General features: G+C 40.8%; 15 protein-coding genes (1 of these 15 only partly in view). 8 read left to right on the forward strand and 7 right to left on the reverse strand.

Going from position 1 to position 19,229, the window contains the following annotated elements:
* The 6 genes from A7968_RS19700 to rpmH form a co-directional block, all read right to left on the reverse strand.
* On the reverse strand, positions 1–3,080 hold the 5' end (the start) of the coding sequence (locus tag A7968_RS19700) for a T1SS-143 repeat domain-containing protein (RefSeq protein WP_064668252.1). The gene continues 21,925 nt to the left of window position 1, outside the view; only the first 3,080 of its 25,005 coding nucleotides appear in the window; the start codon lies at positions 3,078–3,080; its stop codon lies off the left edge, out of view.
* Positions 3,081–3,435: 355 nt separating this feature from the next.
* On the reverse strand, positions 3,436–4,800 hold the full coding sequence (gene mnmE / locus A7968_RS19705) for a tRNA uridine-5-carboxymethylaminomethyl(34) synthesis GTPase MnmE (protein ID WP_064668253.1): 1,365 nt from the start codon (positions 4,798–4,800) through the stop codon (positions 3,436–3,438).
* 137 nt (positions 4,801–4,937) lie between these two features.
* Complete coding sequence (yidC, locus tag A7968_RS19710) at positions 4,938–6,572, reverse strand: membrane protein insertase YidC (RefSeq protein ID WP_064668254.1); 1,635 nt, start codon at positions 6,570–6,572, stop codon at positions 4,938–4,940.
* A gap of 8 nt (positions 6,573–6,580) precedes the next feature.
* On the reverse strand, positions 6,581–6,856 hold the full coding sequence (gene yidD / locus A7968_RS19715) for a membrane protein insertion efficiency factor YidD (protein ID WP_064668255.1): 276 nt from the start codon (positions 6,854–6,856) through the stop codon (positions 6,581–6,583).
* Positions 6,857–6,982: 126 nt separating this feature from the next.
* Entirely contained in the window at positions 6,983–7,408 is a 426-nt protein-coding gene (rnpA, locus tag A7968_RS19720) for a ribonuclease P protein component (RefSeq protein ID WP_016710423.1), read from the reverse strand.
* 7 nt (positions 7,409–7,415) lie between these two features.
* Positions 7,416–7,550 (reverse strand): 50S ribosomal protein L34, encoded by a 135-nt coding sequence (rpmH, locus tag A7968_RS19725; RefSeq protein ID WP_004335215.1) that lies wholly within the window; start codon positions 7,548–7,550, stop codon positions 7,416–7,418.
* 507 nt (positions 7,551–8,057) lie between these two features.
* Between rpmH and dnaA the strand changes: the two genes are divergently transcribed.
* The 8 genes from dnaA (at position 8,058) to A7968_RS19765 (ending at position 18,743) form a co-directional block, all read left to right on the forward strand.
* Positions 8,058–9,455, forward strand: a complete 1,398-nt coding sequence (gene dnaA / locus A7968_RS19730) for a chromosomal replication initiator protein DnaA (RefSeq protein ID WP_064668256.1) — start codon at positions 8,058–8,060, stop codon at positions 9,453–9,455.
* Positions 9,456–9,468: 13 nt separating this feature from the next.
* Positions 9,469–10,572, forward strand: a complete 1,104-nt coding sequence (gene dnaN, locus A7968_RS19735) for a DNA polymerase III subunit beta (protein ID WP_064668257.1) — start codon at positions 9,469–9,471, stop codon at positions 10,570–10,572.
* 6 nt (positions 10,573–10,578) lie between these two features.
* Positions 10,579–11,673, forward strand: a complete 1,095-nt coding sequence (gene recF / locus A7968_RS19740) for a DNA replication/repair protein RecF (protein WP_064668258.1) — start codon at positions 10,579–10,581, stop codon at positions 11,671–11,673.
* A gap of 12 nt (positions 11,674–11,685) precedes the next feature.
* Positions 11,686–14,112: a DNA topoisomerase (ATP-hydrolyzing) subunit B gene (gene gyrB / locus A7968_RS19745; RefSeq protein WP_064668259.1), complete on the forward strand. Its 2,427-nt coding sequence runs from the start codon at positions 11,686–11,688 to the stop codon at positions 14,110–14,112.
* Between the two features lie 143 nt (positions 14,113–14,255).
* Positions 14,256–15,158, forward strand: a complete 903-nt coding sequence (gene glyQ, locus A7968_RS19750; protein ID WP_064668260.1) for a glycine--tRNA ligase subunit alpha — start codon at positions 14,256–14,258, stop codon at positions 15,156–15,158.
* A 2-nt stretch (positions 15,159–15,160) separates the two neighbouring features.
* On the forward strand, positions 15,161–17,230 hold the full coding sequence (glyS, locus tag A7968_RS19755; protein ID WP_064668261.1) for a glycine--tRNA ligase subunit beta: 2,070 nt from the start codon (positions 15,161–15,163) through the stop codon (positions 17,228–17,230).
* A gap of 64 nt (positions 17,231–17,294) precedes the next feature.
* Positions 17,295–17,744, forward strand: coding sequence for an early set domain-containing protein (locus A7968_RS19760; protein WP_064668262.1), 450 nt, complete (start codon positions 17,295–17,297; stop codon positions 17,742–17,744).
* Positions 17,745–17,822: 78 nt separating this feature from the next.
* On the forward strand, positions 17,823–18,743 hold the full coding sequence (locus tag A7968_RS19765; protein ID WP_064668263.1) for a hypothetical protein: 921 nt from the start codon (positions 17,823–17,825) through the stop codon (positions 18,741–18,743).
* 77 nt (positions 18,744–18,820) lie between these two features.
* Here A7968_RS19765 and tusA read toward each other — a convergent pair whose 3' ends face one another.
* The gene (gene tusA, locus A7968_RS19770; RefSeq protein ID WP_064668264.1) at positions 18,821–19,060 is read right to left on the reverse strand and encodes a sulfurtransferase TusA; all 240 of its coding nucleotides are present in this window, start codon (positions 19,058–19,060) and stop codon (positions 18,821–18,823) included.
* Positions 19,061–19,229 lie beyond the last annotated feature (169 nt).

The following is a 19,229-nucleotide window of genomic DNA, read 5'->3' on the forward strand; positions in this document are numbered from 1 at the left end:
CTTAAATCTTTAACTGTAGCTGAGAAGGTGAGTTGTCCTTGCGCTAAAATGCTCAAATCTGCATCGGCAACCAGCCATTCGCCCGCCATCACAGTGGCGGTAAAGGTAATCACTTTACCGTTTACATCTTTTACTGAAACGGTGACTGTTTGACCATCTTCAACATTGGTAACAGTACCAGAAATGGTTGTTGCTGGGGTTTCTGTACTATTGATTACTTCATCAGTGCCAGTATCTACGTCTATGGTAATTTGCGCTACAGTGTCTTTTACAAAACTGATATCGGTTGAGACAATGTTGCCACTGAGATCAGTGGTGTATGCGCGAATGTTTAAATCGCCATCGACTAAGCCAGTTAAGTCGGCATCTGTATAAGCCCAAACGCCGTTATTACTAGTGGTATCAAAACGAAGTGTATTTCCTTCACTATCTGTGATGATTAGCACCACCGGTGCGCCATCTTCGACGTTCTCAACAGTCCCAAATAAATCGATTATTTCAACGCCGTCATGGCATTGCTCAGCGACTTCAACAGTGATGTTCGACTGCGTATCTTTAAAAGCCATGTCGCTCGCTGTTGCAGGATTACCAGCTAAATCGCTTACGGTTGCAACCGCATTAATAGGACCTTCAGCTAAGCTACTTAGATCTAAGTCAGCTAGTGACCAAGTGCCATTGATTATTTCTGCTCTGAAGCTTAATTGGTTATTTTCGCTGTCAGTGATAGTGACTAAAACAAATTGACCGTCTTCTATAGCGGCCGCGGTACCTGTAATGTTTGTAGCGAGAATTTCTTCTTTATTGAGTAACTCATCACTACCTGTTTCGATTTGTATGGTAACAGTTGCTTGTGTGTCTTTTGTAGTTGTGGTGCTTGCTTGCGCAGTGTTATTGCTTAAATCAGTTACGCTGCTGGTAATGGTTAATGTGCCATCTGCAAGTGCTGATAAATCGGCGTTGTCTACTTGCCAACTGCCAGCATTTACTTGTGTTGTAAAAGTAAGGCTAACGCCATTATCGTCAGTGACTGTAATTGTAACTAGTTGACCATCTTCAACGTCTACCACATCACCAAATAAAGTGCGGTTAGTTGATTCAGCTAAGTTTACAACGGCATCATCACCGGTCTCAATATTGACTGTAATAGCGGCGCTGTTATCAAAATCAACTTGTTGATTGGCTGTGGCAGGGTTTCCCGCGTCATCCTGCGCATTGACGGTGACCGTCAATGGGCCATCTGCAAGCGTCAGTGCAACACCTTGTATGTTGTAGCTGCCATTGACTATAACAGCGTTTAATACTTGGTTTTGACCATTTCTATCAGTGATAGTGAGTGTCACTGCGTTGCCATCTTCAATATCAACCACGGTGCCGTTAAAGTTATAGAGTAGGCCGTTGTTTGAGGCTGTTGTTGTGGTGTTTACAGTGATTTCAGCGAGTTTATCGTGTTCAGCAGTGTCTGTTGCATTCGCTGGGTTACAATTTAAATCGGTGCTATTGGCGGTCGCTGTGATGGTGCCGTTATCTAAACTTGAAATATCAACATTGTTAAGCTGCCATGCTTCATTACTTACTGTTGCGCTAAGCTCTATGGTATTGCCATTAACGTCGGTTAAAGTAATAAATACAGTTTGGCCATCTTCTATACCTACTGCCGTACCAGAGAGCGCGACGTTGTTATCTTCAGCTGCATTTATAACGTTATCATCGGTATCGTTAATATTAATTGTTAATAGTGCTAGCGAATCATAAATAAAATCAGTGTTGGCAGTTGCTTGGTTATCTGAAAAATCACTCACAGTTGCTGTAACACTAATAGGGCCATCAGCTAAGCCACTCATATCCGCATCGATTAATGCATATGCACCGTTTTGCACTGTAGTTTGAAATGTTTTACTTGTGCCATTGCTATCGGTTAAAACTAGGGTGACGACATTGCCATCTTCAACATCGTTGACTGTGCCAACAACATCGTAGGTTTCTCCTTCTGTGCTGCAATTTTCTAAGACATTGACGGTGATCTCTGCCAAAGTGTCTTTAAATACAAAGCGTTCAGCTGTTGCAGGGTTACCTGCTAAATCATTACTAGCAACAGTTACTAAATAATCACCATCAAGTAGTGGCGCAGTGCTGATGTTGTCCAGACTCCATTGGCCATTAATTACAGTTGTTTCAGCACTGGTAATTAGGGTGCCATCGGGGAAAAACAGCTGAACAGTAACAGCTTGGCCATCTTGAATATTGGTTACATCACCAGAAAAAGACACAATTAATACGTTATCTGCGGTTTTTTCCACTTTTTGTACAGATAAGCTGATCTCAGCAAGAGTATCTTTAACGCTAGTATCTTGCGCACTAATATCGGCATTGTTTAAGGGGGTGGTAAGCTGGATATCAGCAACAATTTGCCCTTCGGCAAATGCACTTAAATCAATATCGTTAATTTGCCATGCTTGATTTTGTGCCGTGGTAGTAAAAGAGAGTGTGTTACCATTAATGTCAGTGAGTGTGACCGTTAAGCTTTGGCCGTCACTAGCATACAAGGCTTCACCAAATAAATCAGTGCTAGGGGTTTCAAATTGATTGACCCATTCATCGCCACCATCAGCAATAGTAATTGATAGCTCAGGTAACAAAACACCATTGTCTTCACCGGATGCGCCAGTTAATACGTTTTTTTCCTCTTCTGCATCAGTGTCGCCAGTCGTATCAAAGCCCGATTCAGGTACAGTCGATTCAGCACTGCGTTGAATAAACTGATAAAAGAAATTATTACCTTGCTGCCCTTCATTGGCGCTTTGTTGATTTGTTGGTAGTTGGTCAGTTGGCGGTTGGTTGTTTTCGTTTGTTGTTATGGAAGTAATAACTTGTGAGGGAAGAGTTAACCATTGGCCATTAATAAATACTTGTGGCTGCTGCGCATTTAAATCTATTTGCTCTGCGGTTAAGGTGATGACTTCAATGTCAGCAAGGGAGCTTGTTACCTCTTGTGCTGGTATCCATTGTCCGGAGTTTGTGATTACCCAAGTTTGGCCCGAAATTTGAACGATGGCAGCTATATCTTGTTTTGCTATATCCATTGGTGAAACCTTAATCCTGTAAAGAGTCGCAATTTAATAATGTTTCGCAGCAGTATTTATTTCTTAATGAGTCAGTTATTTTCTTATCTGCATTAACTAAATTAGTGCATCATAATTAATGCTCTAAGTTTAGTTCGTTTTCTAGAATATTCATGGAAAATACTGATATATCTCTATAGCTTACTATTCATCAGTTTTGTGGATAGGTCAAGGGGACAGAAATAGCAAAGTATGAATTAATAATCAGCTTTTAAAGTCTCTGGTTGTATTTTAGTGGATGCGGCAGGTCAGTTTAAGAAGATTTAATTGGGGGCTATAAGGGCGCACGGAGGTTGCGTGCGCCTTTTATGAAAAGTTATTTACCGATACAGAATGAGCTAAATATTTTACCTAGTAGATCATCTGAGGTAAATTCACCGGTGATCTCGTTTAAGTAGTTTTGTGTTAAACGCAGTTCTTCAGCAAGAATTTCACCGGCAATATGCATCTCTAATTGGTCTTTACCTGTTTGTAAATGGTGAGCTGCGCTGTCGAGCGCATCTAAGTGACGACGACGCGCCATAAAACCGCCTTCGGTTGCGCCTTGAAACCCTATACATGCCTTTAAGTGAGTACGAACTAACTCTATACCATCAGCATTTTTAGCACTTAAGCTGATCACTGGATATTGCTGGTTTTCGCTCATACCAACTTCGTCGCCCGATAAATCGGCTTTATTACGGATCACAGTGACCCCCATACCTTGCGGAAGCTTGGCCATAAACTCTGGCCAAATAGCGTGCGGGTCGGTGTCTTTGGTATCAGTGCCATCAAGCATAAATAGTACGCGATCAGCTTGGTTTATTTCATCCCACGCCCGCTCAATGCCGATTTGCTCAACTCGGTCTGGACTTTCACGAAGGCCTGCAGTGTCGATAATATGTAGTGGCATACCATCAATATGAATATGTTCTCGTAGCACATCACGAGTGGTCCCGGCAATTTCGGTTACGATGGCGGCTTCTCTTCCTGCAAGAGCGTTTAGTAAGCTCGATTTACCTGCATTAGGGCGACCTGCAATTACCACGCGCATACCTTCACGCATGATGCTGCCTTGCTTAGCTTGATTAGTAACATTATTAAGTTGTTCAATAATGGTATTTAGGTCACCGGCGACTTTACCGTCGGATAGAAAATCGATTTCTTCATCAGGAAAATCAATGGCCGCTTCAACGTACATACGCAAGTGAATGACTTTTTCGACTAAGGTATCAATATGCTTTGAAAACTCACCCTGCAGTGATTGTAAGGCACTTTTAGCGGCTTGTTCACTCGTTGCATTAATTAAGTCGGCAATGGCCTCTGCTTGGGTTAAGTCCATTTTGTCGTTCATAAAGGCGCGCTCAGAAAACTCACCTGGCTTGGCTAATCGTACGCCTTCAATCTGGCTAATTTCTTTAAGTAGCATATCCAGTACAACAGGGCCACCATGACCTTGTAGTTCCAGTACGTCTTCGCCAGTAAATGAGTTAGGCCCGGCAAAATAAATAGCGATACCTTGATCAAGTTGCTCGCCAGCAAGACTGTTAAATGGCACGTAATCGGCGTAGCGCACTTTAGGGCAACGACCAATAATCTGCTCGGCAACGGTTTTTACTAAATTGCCAGAAACGCGAATAATACCAACGCCACCACGACCAGGGGCGGTTGCTTGTGCTGCAATTGTATCTTGATTGATCATGCTAGTAATTTACCAACTTTATGAATAACGATATGTGCGTATTGTAACCTATGCAGTTATTTGTAGCGAATAGCTGCGGCTAAAAACAGCCAATAAAAAAGGCGACCGAAGCCGCCTTTTTCTAAGTAAAAGAGCTATCAGCCCCTAACTTTTATTCCTTTCTTTTCCATACCGCGGTAAATGATCAGCATTTGCGCGATTGAAATCAGGTTAGACACTAACCAGTAAAGTACTAGGCCAGATGGGAACCAAAGGAAGAACACAGAGAAGATAACCGGCATAAAGGTCATCATCTTTTGTTGCATTGGATCTTGAACCGTCATTGGTTGTAGCTTTTGCGTCACAAACATACTTACACCAAATAAAACGGGTAATACGTAGTATGGGTCCATTGCTGATAAGTCAGTTAACCATAATACAAACTCAGCATGACGCAGTTCTGTTGATTCTAAGAATACGTAGAATAAGGCTAAGAAGATTGGCATTTGTAGCAAAATAGGTAAGCAGCCACCCATAGGGTTTACTTTCTCTTTGCGGTACATTTCCATAGTCGCTTGACCGAATTTTTGACGGTCATCGCCATACTTTTCTTTTAGTGCAGCCATTTTAGGTTGTAGGGCACGCATTTTCGCCATTGACGTATATTGCGCTTTAGTCAGTGGGTACATTAGTGATTTAATGATAATAGTGATGGCAATAATTGCTACACCCCAGTTACCTAAAATGCCGTGTAACCACTTCAATAGCACAAATAAAGGCTGAGAGATAAACCATAACCAGCCGTAATCTACAGTTAAATCTAAGTTCGGGTGAAGTGCAGCTAGTTTGTCAGACTCTTTCGGGCCCATGTAGTAAGTAGCACCAAGCGTTGCTTGCTGGTTAGCTTGTACATTTACCGGCTCACCTTTAGCACCAATAATTGCTGCGTTGCCCTTAGCTATTAAGCTGTAAAGGGTATTTTGCTGTTCTTGCGAAGGCACCCACGCACTTACAAAGTAGTGCTGAATAAAGGCAATATAACCACCTTGGGTATTAATGCTAAGGTTTTTGTCGGCCATATCAGAAAAACTGTATTTTTCGTATTTTTCATCGCTTGAGCCGTAAGCCGCACCTAAGTAAGTTTGATCAACTAAGCTGCCTTTTTCTTGTACTGTGCGCTTTACTTGCGTATACAGCTGTACTTGAATTGGCTCGGCGGTGGTGTTGTTTACTGTGTACTCTAAAGCTACATCGTATTCACCTTTTTTGAATACATATGTTTTAGTAAAGGTAACACCTTTGCTATCCGTAAACGTTAAAGGAACGCGTAACTCATCACCCGTTAGAGCAAATGTTTTTTGCTCAGTGTGATAAACAGGGCGACCTTCTGCTGATGCGTCAGGGCCATTTAAGCCTATTAAACCACTTTGCGAGAAGTATTGGTTGCCATCTAAGACACCCAATAGCATATAAGGTATGCCACTATCTTTTTTATCTTCGTATTGCAGTAAGTCGGCTTCAACAATATCACCACCACGGGTGTCAATTTTAACTTTGAAAACGTCAGTGGTAATTTCAATAACCGAACGTTTCGCGGTTGTTGCTGCAGTTGGTAATTCACCGTCAGTTGATGATGGAACATAATCATCTGAGTCAGGGGAATTTGTTTGTAGTGTTTGTGTGTTGGCACTAGGATCGACTTTTGGTGCGTTGTAGTCATTATTCCACTCTTGGAACAATAAAAACGATACAAGCATCAAGCCGATGAATAAAAACGTGCGTTGCGATTCCATAACAGCTCTTATTTCTCGTGTTGGTGGTTAATATGGGTTAATTTTTCAGGTACGGGATCATCCCCACCTGAATGTAAAGGATGACATTTTAATATGCGTTTAACCGCTAACCAACTCCCTTTTACTGATCCATGCAAATTAATTGCTTGAATAGCATAACTGGAGCAGGTTGGATTAAAACGACAATGCGGACCTAACAGCGGACTAATCCACTTTTGATAACCACGAATTAATAACACTAAACAGCGCTTAGGAAAAGCAACAAGTGGTTTTAGTAACCTCATGATGTTCTAGCCTCTGCGTAATATTTAGTGAATGGATACCATGAATTTAAACGCCCAATATAGAATTTTAAATGCATGATTAAAAGGTGAGCTAAAGATACCTTAATTAACCCTATAATTCTATTGCTATTGGCTTTGTTTATTGGATTTAGCCGATTTGTTGGGGCGTTTTTTAAACGGCGGTGGTTTTGGTGCACCTGGTTTACAGCGTTCGTTAATTTTACGCCATAATTTAGTGAGTTGTTTGGTTAGCTCTTCATTTGACTGTTCATCTATACCACTTTTAACCATCAGCACAATATCGATATTATCAATAGTATGTTGGTTTAAACGAAAACTTTCGCGAGCAAGACGTTTAATACGGTTTCGTTGGCAAGCTTTTTTAACCCGTTTTTTAGCGACTGTGAGTCCTAAGCGAGGTTTTGCTTGGTCATTGGGTTTTGCTAATAAGGTAAAGAAAGGAGTTGCGGCCCGAGCGGGTTCATTAAAGATGCGAGAGTAATGCGAGGGAGTTAACAGACGTAACTCCCTGCCAAAGTTAAAGTCTTCCACTTATATATTAAGCAGAAAGAACTTTGCGGCCTTTAGCGCGGCGACGAGCTAATACTTTACGGCCATTTACAGTTGCCATGCGAGCACGGAAACCGTGTGCACGTTTGCGTTTTAAAACGCTAGGTTGAAAAGTTCTTTTCATAACAATTCCATCCGATCGGTTAAAGGTTAAAACATCCTATGCAGGTCGCGATCCTGGCACAGGTGCCATTGCGAGCGCGAGATATTATCGATGAAGCGCCTTAAAGTCAACCATAATCGCACTTATAATAGAGAGGGGATAATAGATAGAGTTGCGGGATCTGCTAGGATCCTTATATTTAAGAAGTTTTCCACAGGCTCTGTATAAAAAGTGCATAAAAGCTTGGGGTAACTAAAATAGATCACATAATTTGATCGCGATCTAAGCCCTTTTTTGCTATGATCATGGTTTCGAGTTAAAAATAATTGTTGTTTAAAATCAGTGTATTGATTGTTTTTTATGGCGAGATCATATTTTTCAAAAAAATCAATCTTGTACTTGTGGATAAAGTGCCTTCATAATACTCGGTCTTGGGTTAATAAATTGCCTAAATAATAGTAATAAACGTATGATTTTCCATCATTAAAGATGAACGGGAATAAATACTAAATCCTTGGGAGTTTAACTGTGTATCTGTCGGTTTGGCAAAGTTGTTTATATGTATTGCAAGATGAACTGCCTTCGCAGCAGTTCAGTATGTGGGTAAGACCACTTCAAGCAGAAAGTACCGAAGATACCCTGACGATTTACGCACCTAATCGTTTTGTACTCGATTGGGTGAGAGAAAAGTACTTAAACCGCATTAACGAGCTACTCGTCGAAATATGTAAAGATGAAGCACCAGAGCTACGATTTGATGTTGGTAGTAAACCAATTTTGAATACACAAGTAGCAGCACCAACTGGAGCCAGTGTTTCTTCAGCGCCTACAAACCAGTCTGCCACTAATAAACAGCAACCAAAAGCAGCTAAAGTTGTGGTTGAGCCAGCGCCTAAGTCTGGTTATAAATCAAACATTAAAGAAAACTACACCTTTGATAGTTTTGTTGAAGGTAAATCTAACCAGTTAGCTAAAGCCGCCGCAACTCAAGTGGCTGATAATCCAGGTGCAGCCTTTAACCCGGTATTTATATACGGTGGCACTGGTTTAGGTAAAACGCATTTATTACACGCCGTTGGTAATGGCATCATGGCAAATAAGCCAGACGCTAAAATTGTTTACATGCATTCAGAGCGTTTTGTGCAAGACATGGTGAAAGCATTGCAAAATAATGCCATTGAAGAATTTAAACGTTATTACCGCAGTGTTGATGCATTAATGATTGATGACATCCAATTCTTTGCTAATAAAGAACGTTCTCAAGAAGAATTCTTTCATACTTTCAACGCGTTACTTGAAGGTAATCAACAGATTATTTTAACCTCAGACCGTTATCCAAAAGAGATTGAGGGGGTTGAAGACCGCCTTAAATCACGCTTTGGTTGGGGTTTAACCATTGCGATTGAGCCGCCAGAGCTTGAAACGCGAGTGGCTATTTTGATGAAAAAAGCGCAGCAGAGTAAAATTAATTTACCCCATGAGGTGGCCTTTTTTATCGCTAAAAAATTACGCTCAAATGTACGTGAGTTAGAGGGCGCACTTAACCGTGTGATTGCCAATGCAAACTTTACAGGCCGACCAATTTCGATCGACTTTGTAAAAGAAGCACTGCGAGACTTGCTTGCTCTGCAAGATAAGCTGGTCACCATCGACAACATTCAGCGTACTGTGGCAGAGTATTACCGTATTCGTGTTTCAGACTTGCTATCAAAGCGCCGTAGCCGCTCTATCGCAAGGCCGCGTCAAGTCGCTATGGCATTGTCTAAAGAACTCACTAATCACAGCTTACCTGAGATTGGCGATGCCTTTGGTGGGCGTGACCATACCACGGTATTGCACGCGTGCAGAAAAATAAAATCACTACGTGATGAAAGTCACGAAGTAAAAGAAGATTACCAAAACCTAATAAGAACATTGTCATCTTAGGGCTGACTTTATTATGCAAATAACTATATCAAGAGAACAATTTTTAAAACCTTTGATGCAAGTGTCGGGTGCAATTGAGCGCAAACATACCTTGCCTATTTTATCTAACGTGTTGTTAGAGGTTGAAAATGGTGAACTTTCAATGACAGGGACAGACCTTGAAATTGAACTGGTCGCAAAGGTTTTTGTTGGCGATGATACCGCCGATGCTAAATTGACTTTGCCAGCTAAAAAATTACTCGATATTTGTAAAAGTCTGCCAGACGGTTCAGATTTAACGTTGAGCAGTCAAGATCACCAATTATTATTGACCAGTGGTAAAAGCCGCTTTTCATTAACCACACTTGCTGCTGAAGATTTTCCTAATCTTGAGCAATGGGATGGTGAGGTTGAGTTTCAACTTACTCGCTTAGAACTACGTAAGTTATTAGAAAGCACTCATTTCTCAATGGCTAACCAAGACGTACGTTATTATTTAAATGGTATGTCGTTTGAAGTTGATAATGCGGATATTAAAACAGTGGCAACAGATGGCCACCGTTTAGCGATTGCGCAAAAGCAATTACCGCAATCGTTAAATACTCAACGTCAGCTAATTATTCCGCGTAAAGGCGTGCAAGAAATTATGCGCTTGATGGTTGCTGATGATGAATTGGTAACCATTCAATTTGGCGCTAATCATATTCGTATTTTAGATACTGAATTTACTTTTACCAGTAAATTAGTGGATGGCCGTTTTCCTGATTACCGTCGAGTATTACCGCGTGGTGGTGATAAAGTGATTACTGCTAATCGGGAATGGTTACGCAGTGCTTTTCAACGTGTATCTATTTTATCAAACGAGAAGTTTAGAGGTGTACGCTTAAACTTATCGAATGGACTACTAAAAATTACTGCCAATAACCCAGAGCAAGAGCAAGCTGAAGAAGTGGTTGAAGTTAGTTACCAAGGTGATGACTTAGAAATTGGCTTTAACGTATCGTATGTTTTAGATGTATTAAATACATTAAAAACAGAAGACGTTTTATTTACGCTTGCTGATTCTAACAGTAGTGCGTTGATTGAAGGTGCCGGCGATGAAGAAGCCATGTATGTTGTTATGCCAATGCGCTTATAAGGCACTATGAGTTTAAGTCATTTGAGCCTCAATAATTTTCGTAATATTGAGGCGATCACTGTAGAGCCAGTGAATGGTATTAATGTAATTTATGGTGAAAATGGCAGTGGCAAAACCAGCCTTTTAGAGGCTATTTATTACCTTTCTCATGGCAAGTCTTTTCGTACGCCAAAGCACAAAAGTATCATTCAACACCAGAAAGAAAAATTTACCATTCATGGTCGCAAGTCACTTTATAACTTATCGATACCGATTGGGATTAGTAAGACACTAAGTGGCGAGACAGAATTAAAAATACAGGGTAAGTCCAGTCGTCGCGTGTCTGAACTTGCCCAGTTAATGCCAGTACAAGTGATCACCCCAGAAAGTTATTCATTATTTTTTGGTGGTCCAAAAGAGCGCCGTAAGTTTTTAGATTTAGGATTGTTCCACGTGGAACAAGATTTTTTTTATCTTTGGCAATCGTTTAATAAAGTTTTAAAACAGCGCAACGCATTGCTGAAAAGTAAACCTAAGAATTATTTTGACCAAATCAAGTTTTGGGATAAAGAATTTGTTAGACTGGCAGAACAAATAAATAATTTACGAATTGCGTATATAAGTAGGTTTAAGCAGCAGTTTTTTGATAAAATGTGTGCAGAATTAACGCTTATACGCGATTTAGAAATAAGTTTTTATGCGGGCTGGAAAGAGAGCGAATCTCTAACTGAGGCGCTTGAGCAAAGCTTTGAGCGCGATAGTCGCCAAGGCTTTACCAATAAAGGCCCCCATAAAGCAGATTTCAGTTTTAGTGTCGCTGGCAACAGTGTGGAAAATACCTTTTCACGTGGTCAATTGAAACTATTGCTTTATGCGTTAAAAGTAACGCAAAATAGTTTGATTGAGTCAGAGACAGAAAAGCAATCAATATTGCTAATAGATGATCTACCTTCAGAGTTAGGGGAAGATACGAAAGAGAAAGTAGGACAATTATTGTCACACTGTAGCTCTCAAATATTTATCTCTACAATTCAATCTGAAAGTATTTCTGCTGTGGTGGAACCCATGCAACGAGAACTACAAATGTTCCACGTGAAACATGGCAACCTAATAACAAGATAAGTGGGATTAACCATGTCTGAGAATTACGATTCGTCGAGTATTAAAGTACTAAAAGGATTAGACGCAGTAAGAAAGCGTCCTGGAATGTATATAGGGGACACCGATGATGGCACAGGCTTGCACCACATGGTGTTTGAGGTCGTTGATAACTCTATCGATGAAGCTTTAGCAGGTCATTGTGATGACATCTACGTTACTATTCATTTAGATGGTTCTGTCTCTGTTCGAGATAACGGCCGTGGTATTCCAACTTCAATTCATGAAGAAGAAGGCGTATCAGCTGCTGAAGTAATCATGACGGTACTGCATGCCGGCGGTAAATTTGATGATAATTCTTACAAAGTATCAGGTGGTCTGCATGGTGTAGGTGTATCTGTAGTAAATGCATTATCAGAAAAATTGAAGCTAACAATTCGCCGCGAAGGCAAGTTACACGAACAGTTTTACACTATGGGTGTGCCAGACGCTCCTCTAGCTGTGATTGGTGAGTCGGAAACGACAGGTACTGAACTACGCTTTTGGCCCAGTGGTGAAACATTTACTAATTTAGATTTCCATTACGATATTTTAGCGAAACGATTACGTGAATTATCATTCCTGAACTCGGGCGTGAGCATCATCTTAAATGATGAGCGCGAAGAAAATAAAACGGACCACTTCAAATATGAAGGGGGTATTCGTGCCTTCGTTGAATACTTAAACCGTAATAAAACACCAGTTCATAAAGGTGTTTTCCACTTCACTCACGAACGTGAAGAAGATGGTATTAGCGTTGAAGTTTCAATGCAGTGGAACGACGCATTCCAAGAAAACATCTATTGTTTTACTAATAACATTCCACAACGTGATGGCGGTACTCACTTAGCCGGTTTTAGATCTGCGCTTACTCGTACGCTAAACAACTATATGGAAAAAGAAGGCTTTAACAAAAAAGCTAAAACAACTAGTAATGCTACAGGCGATGATGCCCGTGAAGGCTTAACTGCTGTTGTTAGTGTTAAAGTTCCTGATCCTAAGTTCTCGTCACAAACCAAAGATAAGCTCGTTTCTAGCGAAGTTAAATCTGCGGTTGAGCAAGCAATGGCTGAAAAATTCACTGAGTTTTTATTAGAAAACCCAATGGATGCGAAGATTGTTGTTGGCAAAATTATTGATGCCGCTCGTGCTCGTGAAGCAGCGCGTAAAGCCCGTGAAATGACACGTCGTAAAGGTGCAATGGACTTAGCCGGCTTACCTGGTAAGTTAGCTGATTGCCAAGAAAAAGACCCAGCACTTTCTGAACTATACATAGTGGAGGGTGACTCTGCTGGCGGTTCAGCTAAGCAGGGCCGTAATCGTAAGAATCAAGCGATTCTGCCACTTAAAGGTAAAATCCTTAACGTAGAAAAAGCACGTTTTGATAAAATGTTGTCTTCACAAGAAGTAGCAACATTAATCACAGCATTAGGCTGTGGTATTGGCCGTGATGAATATAACCCTGAAAAGCTACGTTATCACCGCATTATTATCATGACCGATGCTGACGTCGATGGTTCGCACATTCGTACGTTACTATTGACCTTCTTCTATCGTCAAATGCCAGAAATCGTTGAACGTGGCTATATTTATATTGCTCAGCCGCCACTTTATAAAGTGAAAAAAGGTAAGCAAGAACGCTACATCAAAGATGATCCTGCATTAGTAGATTACCTAACTTCATTAGCCTTAAACGGTGCCGCACTTTATACCAGTGCCGATGCGTCAGCGCTTGAAGGTGAAGCATTAGAAAAAGTGGTTCACGATTATCAAAACACAGTTAAAGTAATTGAACGCTTAAAACGTAAATATCCAAATACGGTAATGGAGCGTTTAATCTATCAAACAGAGCTGAATGAAGCTGACCTTGCTGATGAAGCGAAAGTAATCGCTTGGACTAAAGAGCTTGTTGATGATTTAGTAGACCGCGATGAAGATGCAACAATCTTTGCTGCGGCAACTGAGCATGACACTGAACGTAATTTATTTTACCCAGTGATCAATATTCGCCAACACGGTGTAGATAAAGCACATGTTCTTAGCCATGATTTCATCACTTCTCGTGACTATAAACGCATTGCAGTGACGGGTACTAACATTGCAAATATCCTTGAGGAAGGTGCGTATATTCAGCGTGGTGAGAAAACATTAGCTGTTGATAACTTTGTGGATGCATTGGAATGGTTAATTGCTGAATCTAAGCGTGGACTCTATATCCAGCGCTATAAAGGACTTGGTGAGATGAACCCTGATCAGCTGTGGGAAACAACCATGGATCCATCAGCTCGTCGCATGTTGCAAGTTACCATTGAAGATGCAGTTGGTGCAGACCAATTATTCGCAACCTTAATGGGTGACCAGGTAGAGCCACGTCGTGAGTTTATCGAAACTAACGCACTACGTGTAGTTAACCTAGACGTATAATTGCGAGTAATAATTTTGAAAAGGAGCCAATTGGCTCCTTTTTTATTGGCTGCAATTGCACAAACTGCTTAAAACATGACTACGCACAAGGTATACTGAGGGTAATTTTCACGCTACATCACAGCAGATACTAAAAGCCAAATATGCAAAAATATGACGTTAAAACCTTTCAAGGTTTGATCCTGGCTTTACAGGATTACTGGGCACAGCAAGGCTGTGTCATTATTCAGCCACTTGATATGGAAGTTGGCGCGGGCACATTCCACCCACAAACATTTTTAAAGTCGATTGGCCCTGAGCCGATGTCGAGCGCGTATGTACAACCATGTCGTCGTCCTACTGATGGTCGTTATGGTGAAAACCCAAATCGCCTGCAACATTACTATCAGTTCCAAGTAGTATTAAAACCATCGCCAGAGAACATCCAAGAGCTCTATTTAGGCTCTTTAGCCGCTGTTGGCATTGATACCCTAACTGACGAAGTACGCTTTGTAGAAGACAACTGGGAGTCACCTACATTAGGTGCGTGGGGACTAGGTTGGGAAATTTGGTTAAATGGCATGGAAGTAACTCAGTTTACTTACTTCCAGCAGGTCGGTGGCTTAGAGTGTTCGCCAGTAACGGGCGAGATCACATACGGTCTTGAGCGTTTAGCTATGTACATTCAAGGCGTAGATAGTATCTATGATCTAGTTTGGGCTGATGGTCCAATGGGACGTGTTACTTACGGTGACGTATTCCATCAGAATGAAGTTGAGCAATCAACTTACAACTTTGAACATGCAAATGTAGAAGACTTATTCGCACAGTTTGATAAATGTGAAGCCGAAAGCCAAAAGCTAATTGAAGCAAGCCTACCATTACCCGCTTATGAGCAAGTAATGAAAGCATCACATGCATTTAACTTATTAGATGCACGTCACGCGATTTCAGTAACAGAGCGTCAACGTTATATCTTACGTGTTCGCGCGTTATCTAAAGCGTGCGCTCAAAGTTATTATGATAAACGCGAAGCGCTTGGTTTCCCGCTGTGTAAGGATAAGTAAGCATGTCAGCACAAAATTTATTAGTAGAAATTGGCACTGAAGAGTTGCCACCAAAATCATTGCGTAAACTTGCTGAAGCATTTGCAGCAAACTTAACCGCTGAGCTTGAGAGCTTAGAGCTAGCTCACCAAGGTGTGAGTTGGTATGCATCGCCACGTCGTTTAGGTTTACAAGTAACCGCGCTTGAAGCACAACAACAAGATAAAGAAGTTGAAAAACGTGGCCCGGCAACCAAAGCCGCATTTGATGCCGAGGGTAATCCAACTAAAGCAGCAATAGGTTGGGCACGTGGTTGTGGTATCGAAGTTAAGGATGCCCAAACACTTGAAACCGACAAAGGTGCTTGGTTGTTACACATCGCAAAAGTAGCAGGGCAACAAACAACGGCATTAATGAATGACGTTGTAAATAAAGCGCTTGCGAAATTACCTATCCCTAAACCAATGCGTTGGGGTGCGAATAAAACACAGTTTATTCGTCCAGTTCATACCGCAACTATTTTGTTTGGCAGTGAGTTAATCGAAGGCGAAGTGCTTGGTAAAACAGTGAGCAATAAACTGCAAGGCCATCGTTTTCATCACCCAGAAAAAATTAGTATTAACCATGCTGATGATGTTTTTGAGGTGCTTAAATCTGCATACGTTGTTGCTGATTACCAGCAGCGTAAAGCACAAATCCGCAGCCAAATTGAAGCCGCGGCAAAAGCAGTTAATGCAGTAGTTGCAATGGATGAAGATTTACTTGAAGAAGTAACCTCATTGGTTGAATGGCCTGTCACATTGACAGCTACATTTGAAGAAGCGTTTTTAGATGTACCAGCCGAAGCGCTGATCTACACCATGAAAGACGACCAAAAATACTTCCCGTTATTAGATCAAAACGGCAAGCTACTTAATAAGTTTTTATTTGTTTCAAACATCGAAAGCAAAAACCCAAGCGTGGTTATCTCTGGTAACGAAAAAGTAGTACGTCCACGTTTAGCGGATGCACAGTTCTTCTTTGAAACAGATAAAAAGAAAACCCTAGAAAGCCGCTTAGAATCGCTGGATAGCGTATTATTCCAAAAACAACTGGGTACGTTGAAAGATAAGTCAGAGCGTATTGCTGCACTTGCTGGTTACATTGCTGAGCAACTAGGTGCAGATAAAGCACTGGCTGAGCGCGCCGGCTTACTAAGTAAAACAGACTTAATGACCGAAATGGTGATGGAGTTTACTGATGTTCAAGGTGTTATGGGGATGCATTACGCGCGCCATGACGGTGAAGCCGAAGATGTAGCAATTGCACAAAATGAGCAATACATGCCACGCTTTGCAGGCGACAGCTTGCCAACAAACTTAATCAGTTGTGCAGTTGCTATTGCTGATAAGTTTGACACGCTCGTGGGTATCTTTGGAATTGGCCAAGCACCAAAAGGCGATAAAGACCCGTTTGCACTTCGTCGTGCTGCGATTGGTGCTTTGCGTATTATGGTAGAGAAAGAGCTGCCGTTAGACATTCTAGACTTAGTTGCTAAATCACAAAGCTTATTTGGCGAAAAGCTAACTAACTTAAATGTATCAACCGACGTATTTGAGTTTATGCTTGGTCGCTTCCGCGCTTGGTATCAAGATGAAGGTATTGAAGTCGATGTTATTCAAGCTGTACTTGCACGTCGTCCAACGAAACCTGTTGATTTTGACCGTCGTGTTAAAGCGGTAAGTCACTTCCGCACACTAGACGCCGCAGAAGCGCTTGCAGCGGCTAATAAGCGCGTAAGCAATATTCTCGCTAAGAACGACATCACCAGTCAAGGTACTGTGGAACAGAGCTTACTAAGCGATGATGCTGAAAAAGCCTTAGCATCACAAGTGGCTAAATTTGCTACTGAGTTAGCGCCACTTTATGCCGCTGGTAATTATCAAGAAGCGCTTGCACAATTAGCAGGTATCCGCGAAAGTGTTGATAATTTCTTCGACAACGTGATGGTAATGGCGGACGACGAGGCCGTGAAACAAAACCGTTTAGCATTACTAAGCCAGCTTAGTGGTCTATTTTTAGATATTGCTGATATTTCTGTTTTACAGAAATAATATCAATTCAGCTTAGCTTAAAAAGCCAGCAGCTACGCTGGCTTTTTTGTATAAGGGATAACCGATGAAACGTATATTAACAGTGGCTATGGTTGCTTTATTAAGTGCTTGTTCAAGCCAAATACAATTACCAGATATTAGCGACGTACTGCCAGATCAAGAGCTTGATCGCAGCATGTACTTACGTGGTGATTTCAATTTATGGGATGCGGAAACGCAATACGAATTTGCCCAAGTTGCACCTGCGCTATACCAAGCAAATGTGAAATTCTCAACACCAGGCAAAGTATACGAATTTAAAATTGCCGATATGGATTGGAGCGCAGGTTATAACTGTGGATACAGCGAACAAGATCCATCTGGCCAAGCGTTGACTCTTGGACAAAGTGTTATCGCCGATTGTGATACGACCTATAACTACTTCAGCTTCACCCCAGCAATAAAAGGCAGCTACATCGTCAGTATTGATTATAGTAACTATGATCAACCGAAAGTGACGATAACTAAAAAATAGCTGTAAGCTATAAGCCGTCAGCTTTCAGTTGCCCGAGTGAATTGATAGATTTATTAGTAAAGAGGTTTAGTTGAGCAAATGAAAAACTATATAGAGTATTACATTCAGGAAGGTGACGGCCAAGGCTATAGCATCAAAGCTAAAGAGCTAACAATTGATGAAGCTGTAGAGTATCAGAAGAAATATAAAGCACTGTCTCGAAAATTTGAAATTGAAAATATTTTTGATGTTTTTATAGAAGAGTACAAAAGTTTTAAGGGATTACTTTATGAAGCTCAATTGTCCCAAGAGATGGATAATCATTCAGGGCTCAGTGCTAATATCGAGGATCATAGGACACGAACAAAGCTCAACGTATCCTATTTAGGTGTCCTAAATACAGGGAAGCTATTGCTTGATCGTTTATATTATAAAAACAATGGAATAATAAAAAAAATAGATGAATCAGCTTTTTCTGAGTTTATAACTGAAAGAATAAGTGTTTTCAACAATAATCAGCTTTATGCTTTTGCTTGCAACTATAGAAATATTTGTCAGCATAAAGTTCTTCCAATAAACAGGTTCTCCTTATATGAAAATCTAAAACAAAATGCAGTCAAATTTACCATACCTCTAGACCTTACTTCTTTTAATGATAAAGATAGGGAGCAACTTTTTTCAAAACTTGATCCTGACTTTAAAAAATTTCTCAAAAGAGAGGGGAAAATAGACTTGAATCGGGTCATTGATGGTTACTTTGAAGGTATATTTGATTTAATGATAAGTTTAAGAAGATTGGTTAAACCAGCTGTGAATGAAGCTGAAAATTATTTAAAAAATAACGATGATAATTTTGGTAAGCAATTAAAAGCACCTACTTTATATATAAATGAAAAGGAAGAATTTAATTTTAATTTCGAGTGGTTTGAGGTTGCTCACTTTTTAGAAAAAAAGAATTCAACATACCTTAAAAGCTCACAGGTAACTAGAACACAATATATTGAAGAACCTAGAACCTAGAACCTAGAACCTAGAACCTAGAACCTAGAACCTAGAACCTAGAACCTAGAACCTAGAACCTAGAACCTAGCACCTTTCTACAATCCTTTCTTCACTAAGTACCTATACGGCAAGGCATCTACTTCTTTGGCGACTAATGTGTGATCCATAAAGCGGCAGAAGCTGGGGATGTCGCGGGTGGTGGAGGGGTCGTCGGCGATAATTAATAAGGTTTCGCCATTTTCCATTTTGCGTACCGCGCTTCTGATCATCATTACAGGCTCTGGGCAACGTAGGCCGATGGCGTCTAATTGGTGATCGGGGTTATCAAAACTCATGGCGGTGACCTTAAAGATAGTGGCGCTTAACGATTAATTTAAGGTTGCTAGTTTAACGGCCTAATCGCAATAAATAAAGTCACATCACGAATGCATATTCGGCCATAAAGGTAATTTGAAAAAGCACATAAAAAAACCGCGTTGATTTGTAAATCAACGCGGCTTTTTA

The organism is Pseudoalteromonas prydzensis (genome assembly GCF_001661495.1).
GTDB classification, from domain to species: Bacteria; Pseudomonadota; Gammaproteobacteria; order Enterobacterales; family Alteromonadaceae; genus Pseudoalteromonas; species Pseudoalteromonas prydzensis.

Coding starts and splice junctions, on each gene's coding strand:
- glyQ (WP_064668260.1), top strand. CDS start 14,256: ATGCAAAAATATGACGTTAAAACCTTTCAAGGTTTGATCCTGGCTTTA.
- mnmE (WP_064668253.1), bottom strand. CDS start 4,800: ATGATCAATCAAGATACAATTGCAGCACAAGCAACCGCCCCTGGTCGT.
- dnaN (WP_064668257.1), top strand. CDS start 9,469: ATGCAAATAACTATATCAAGAGAACAATTTTTAAAACCTTTGATGCAA.
- recF (WP_064668258.1), top strand. CDS start 10,579: ATGAGTTTAAGTCATTTGAGCCTCAATAATTTTCGTAATATTGAGGCG.
- glyS (WP_064668261.1), top strand. CDS start 15,161: ATGTCAGCACAAAATTTATTAGTAGAAATTGGCACTGAAGAGTTGCCA.
- gyrB (WP_064668259.1), top strand. CDS start 11,686: ATGTCTGAGAATTACGATTCGTCGAGTATTAAAGTACTAAAAGGATTA.
- yidC (WP_064668254.1), bottom strand. CDS start 6,572: ATGGAATCGCAACGCACGTTTTTATTCATCGGCTTGATGCTTGTATCG.
- rpmH (WP_004335215.1), bottom strand. CDS start 7,550: ATGAAAAGAACTTTTCAACCTAGCGTTTTAAAACGCAAACGTGCACAC.
- yidD (WP_064668255.1), bottom strand. CDS start 6,856: ATGAGGTTACTAAAACCACTTGTTGCTTTTCCTAAGCGCTGTTTAGTG.
- A7968_RS19760 (WP_064668262.1), top strand. CDS start 17,295: ATGAAACGTATATTAACAGTGGCTATGGTTGCTTTATTAAGTGCTTGT.
- A7968_RS19765 (WP_064668263.1), top strand. CDS start 17,823: ATGAAAAACTATATAGAGTATTACATTCAGGAAGGTGACGGCCAAGGC.
- tusA (WP_064668264.1), bottom strand. CDS start 19,060: ATGAGTTTTGATAACCCCGATCACCAATTAGACGCCATCGGCCTACGT.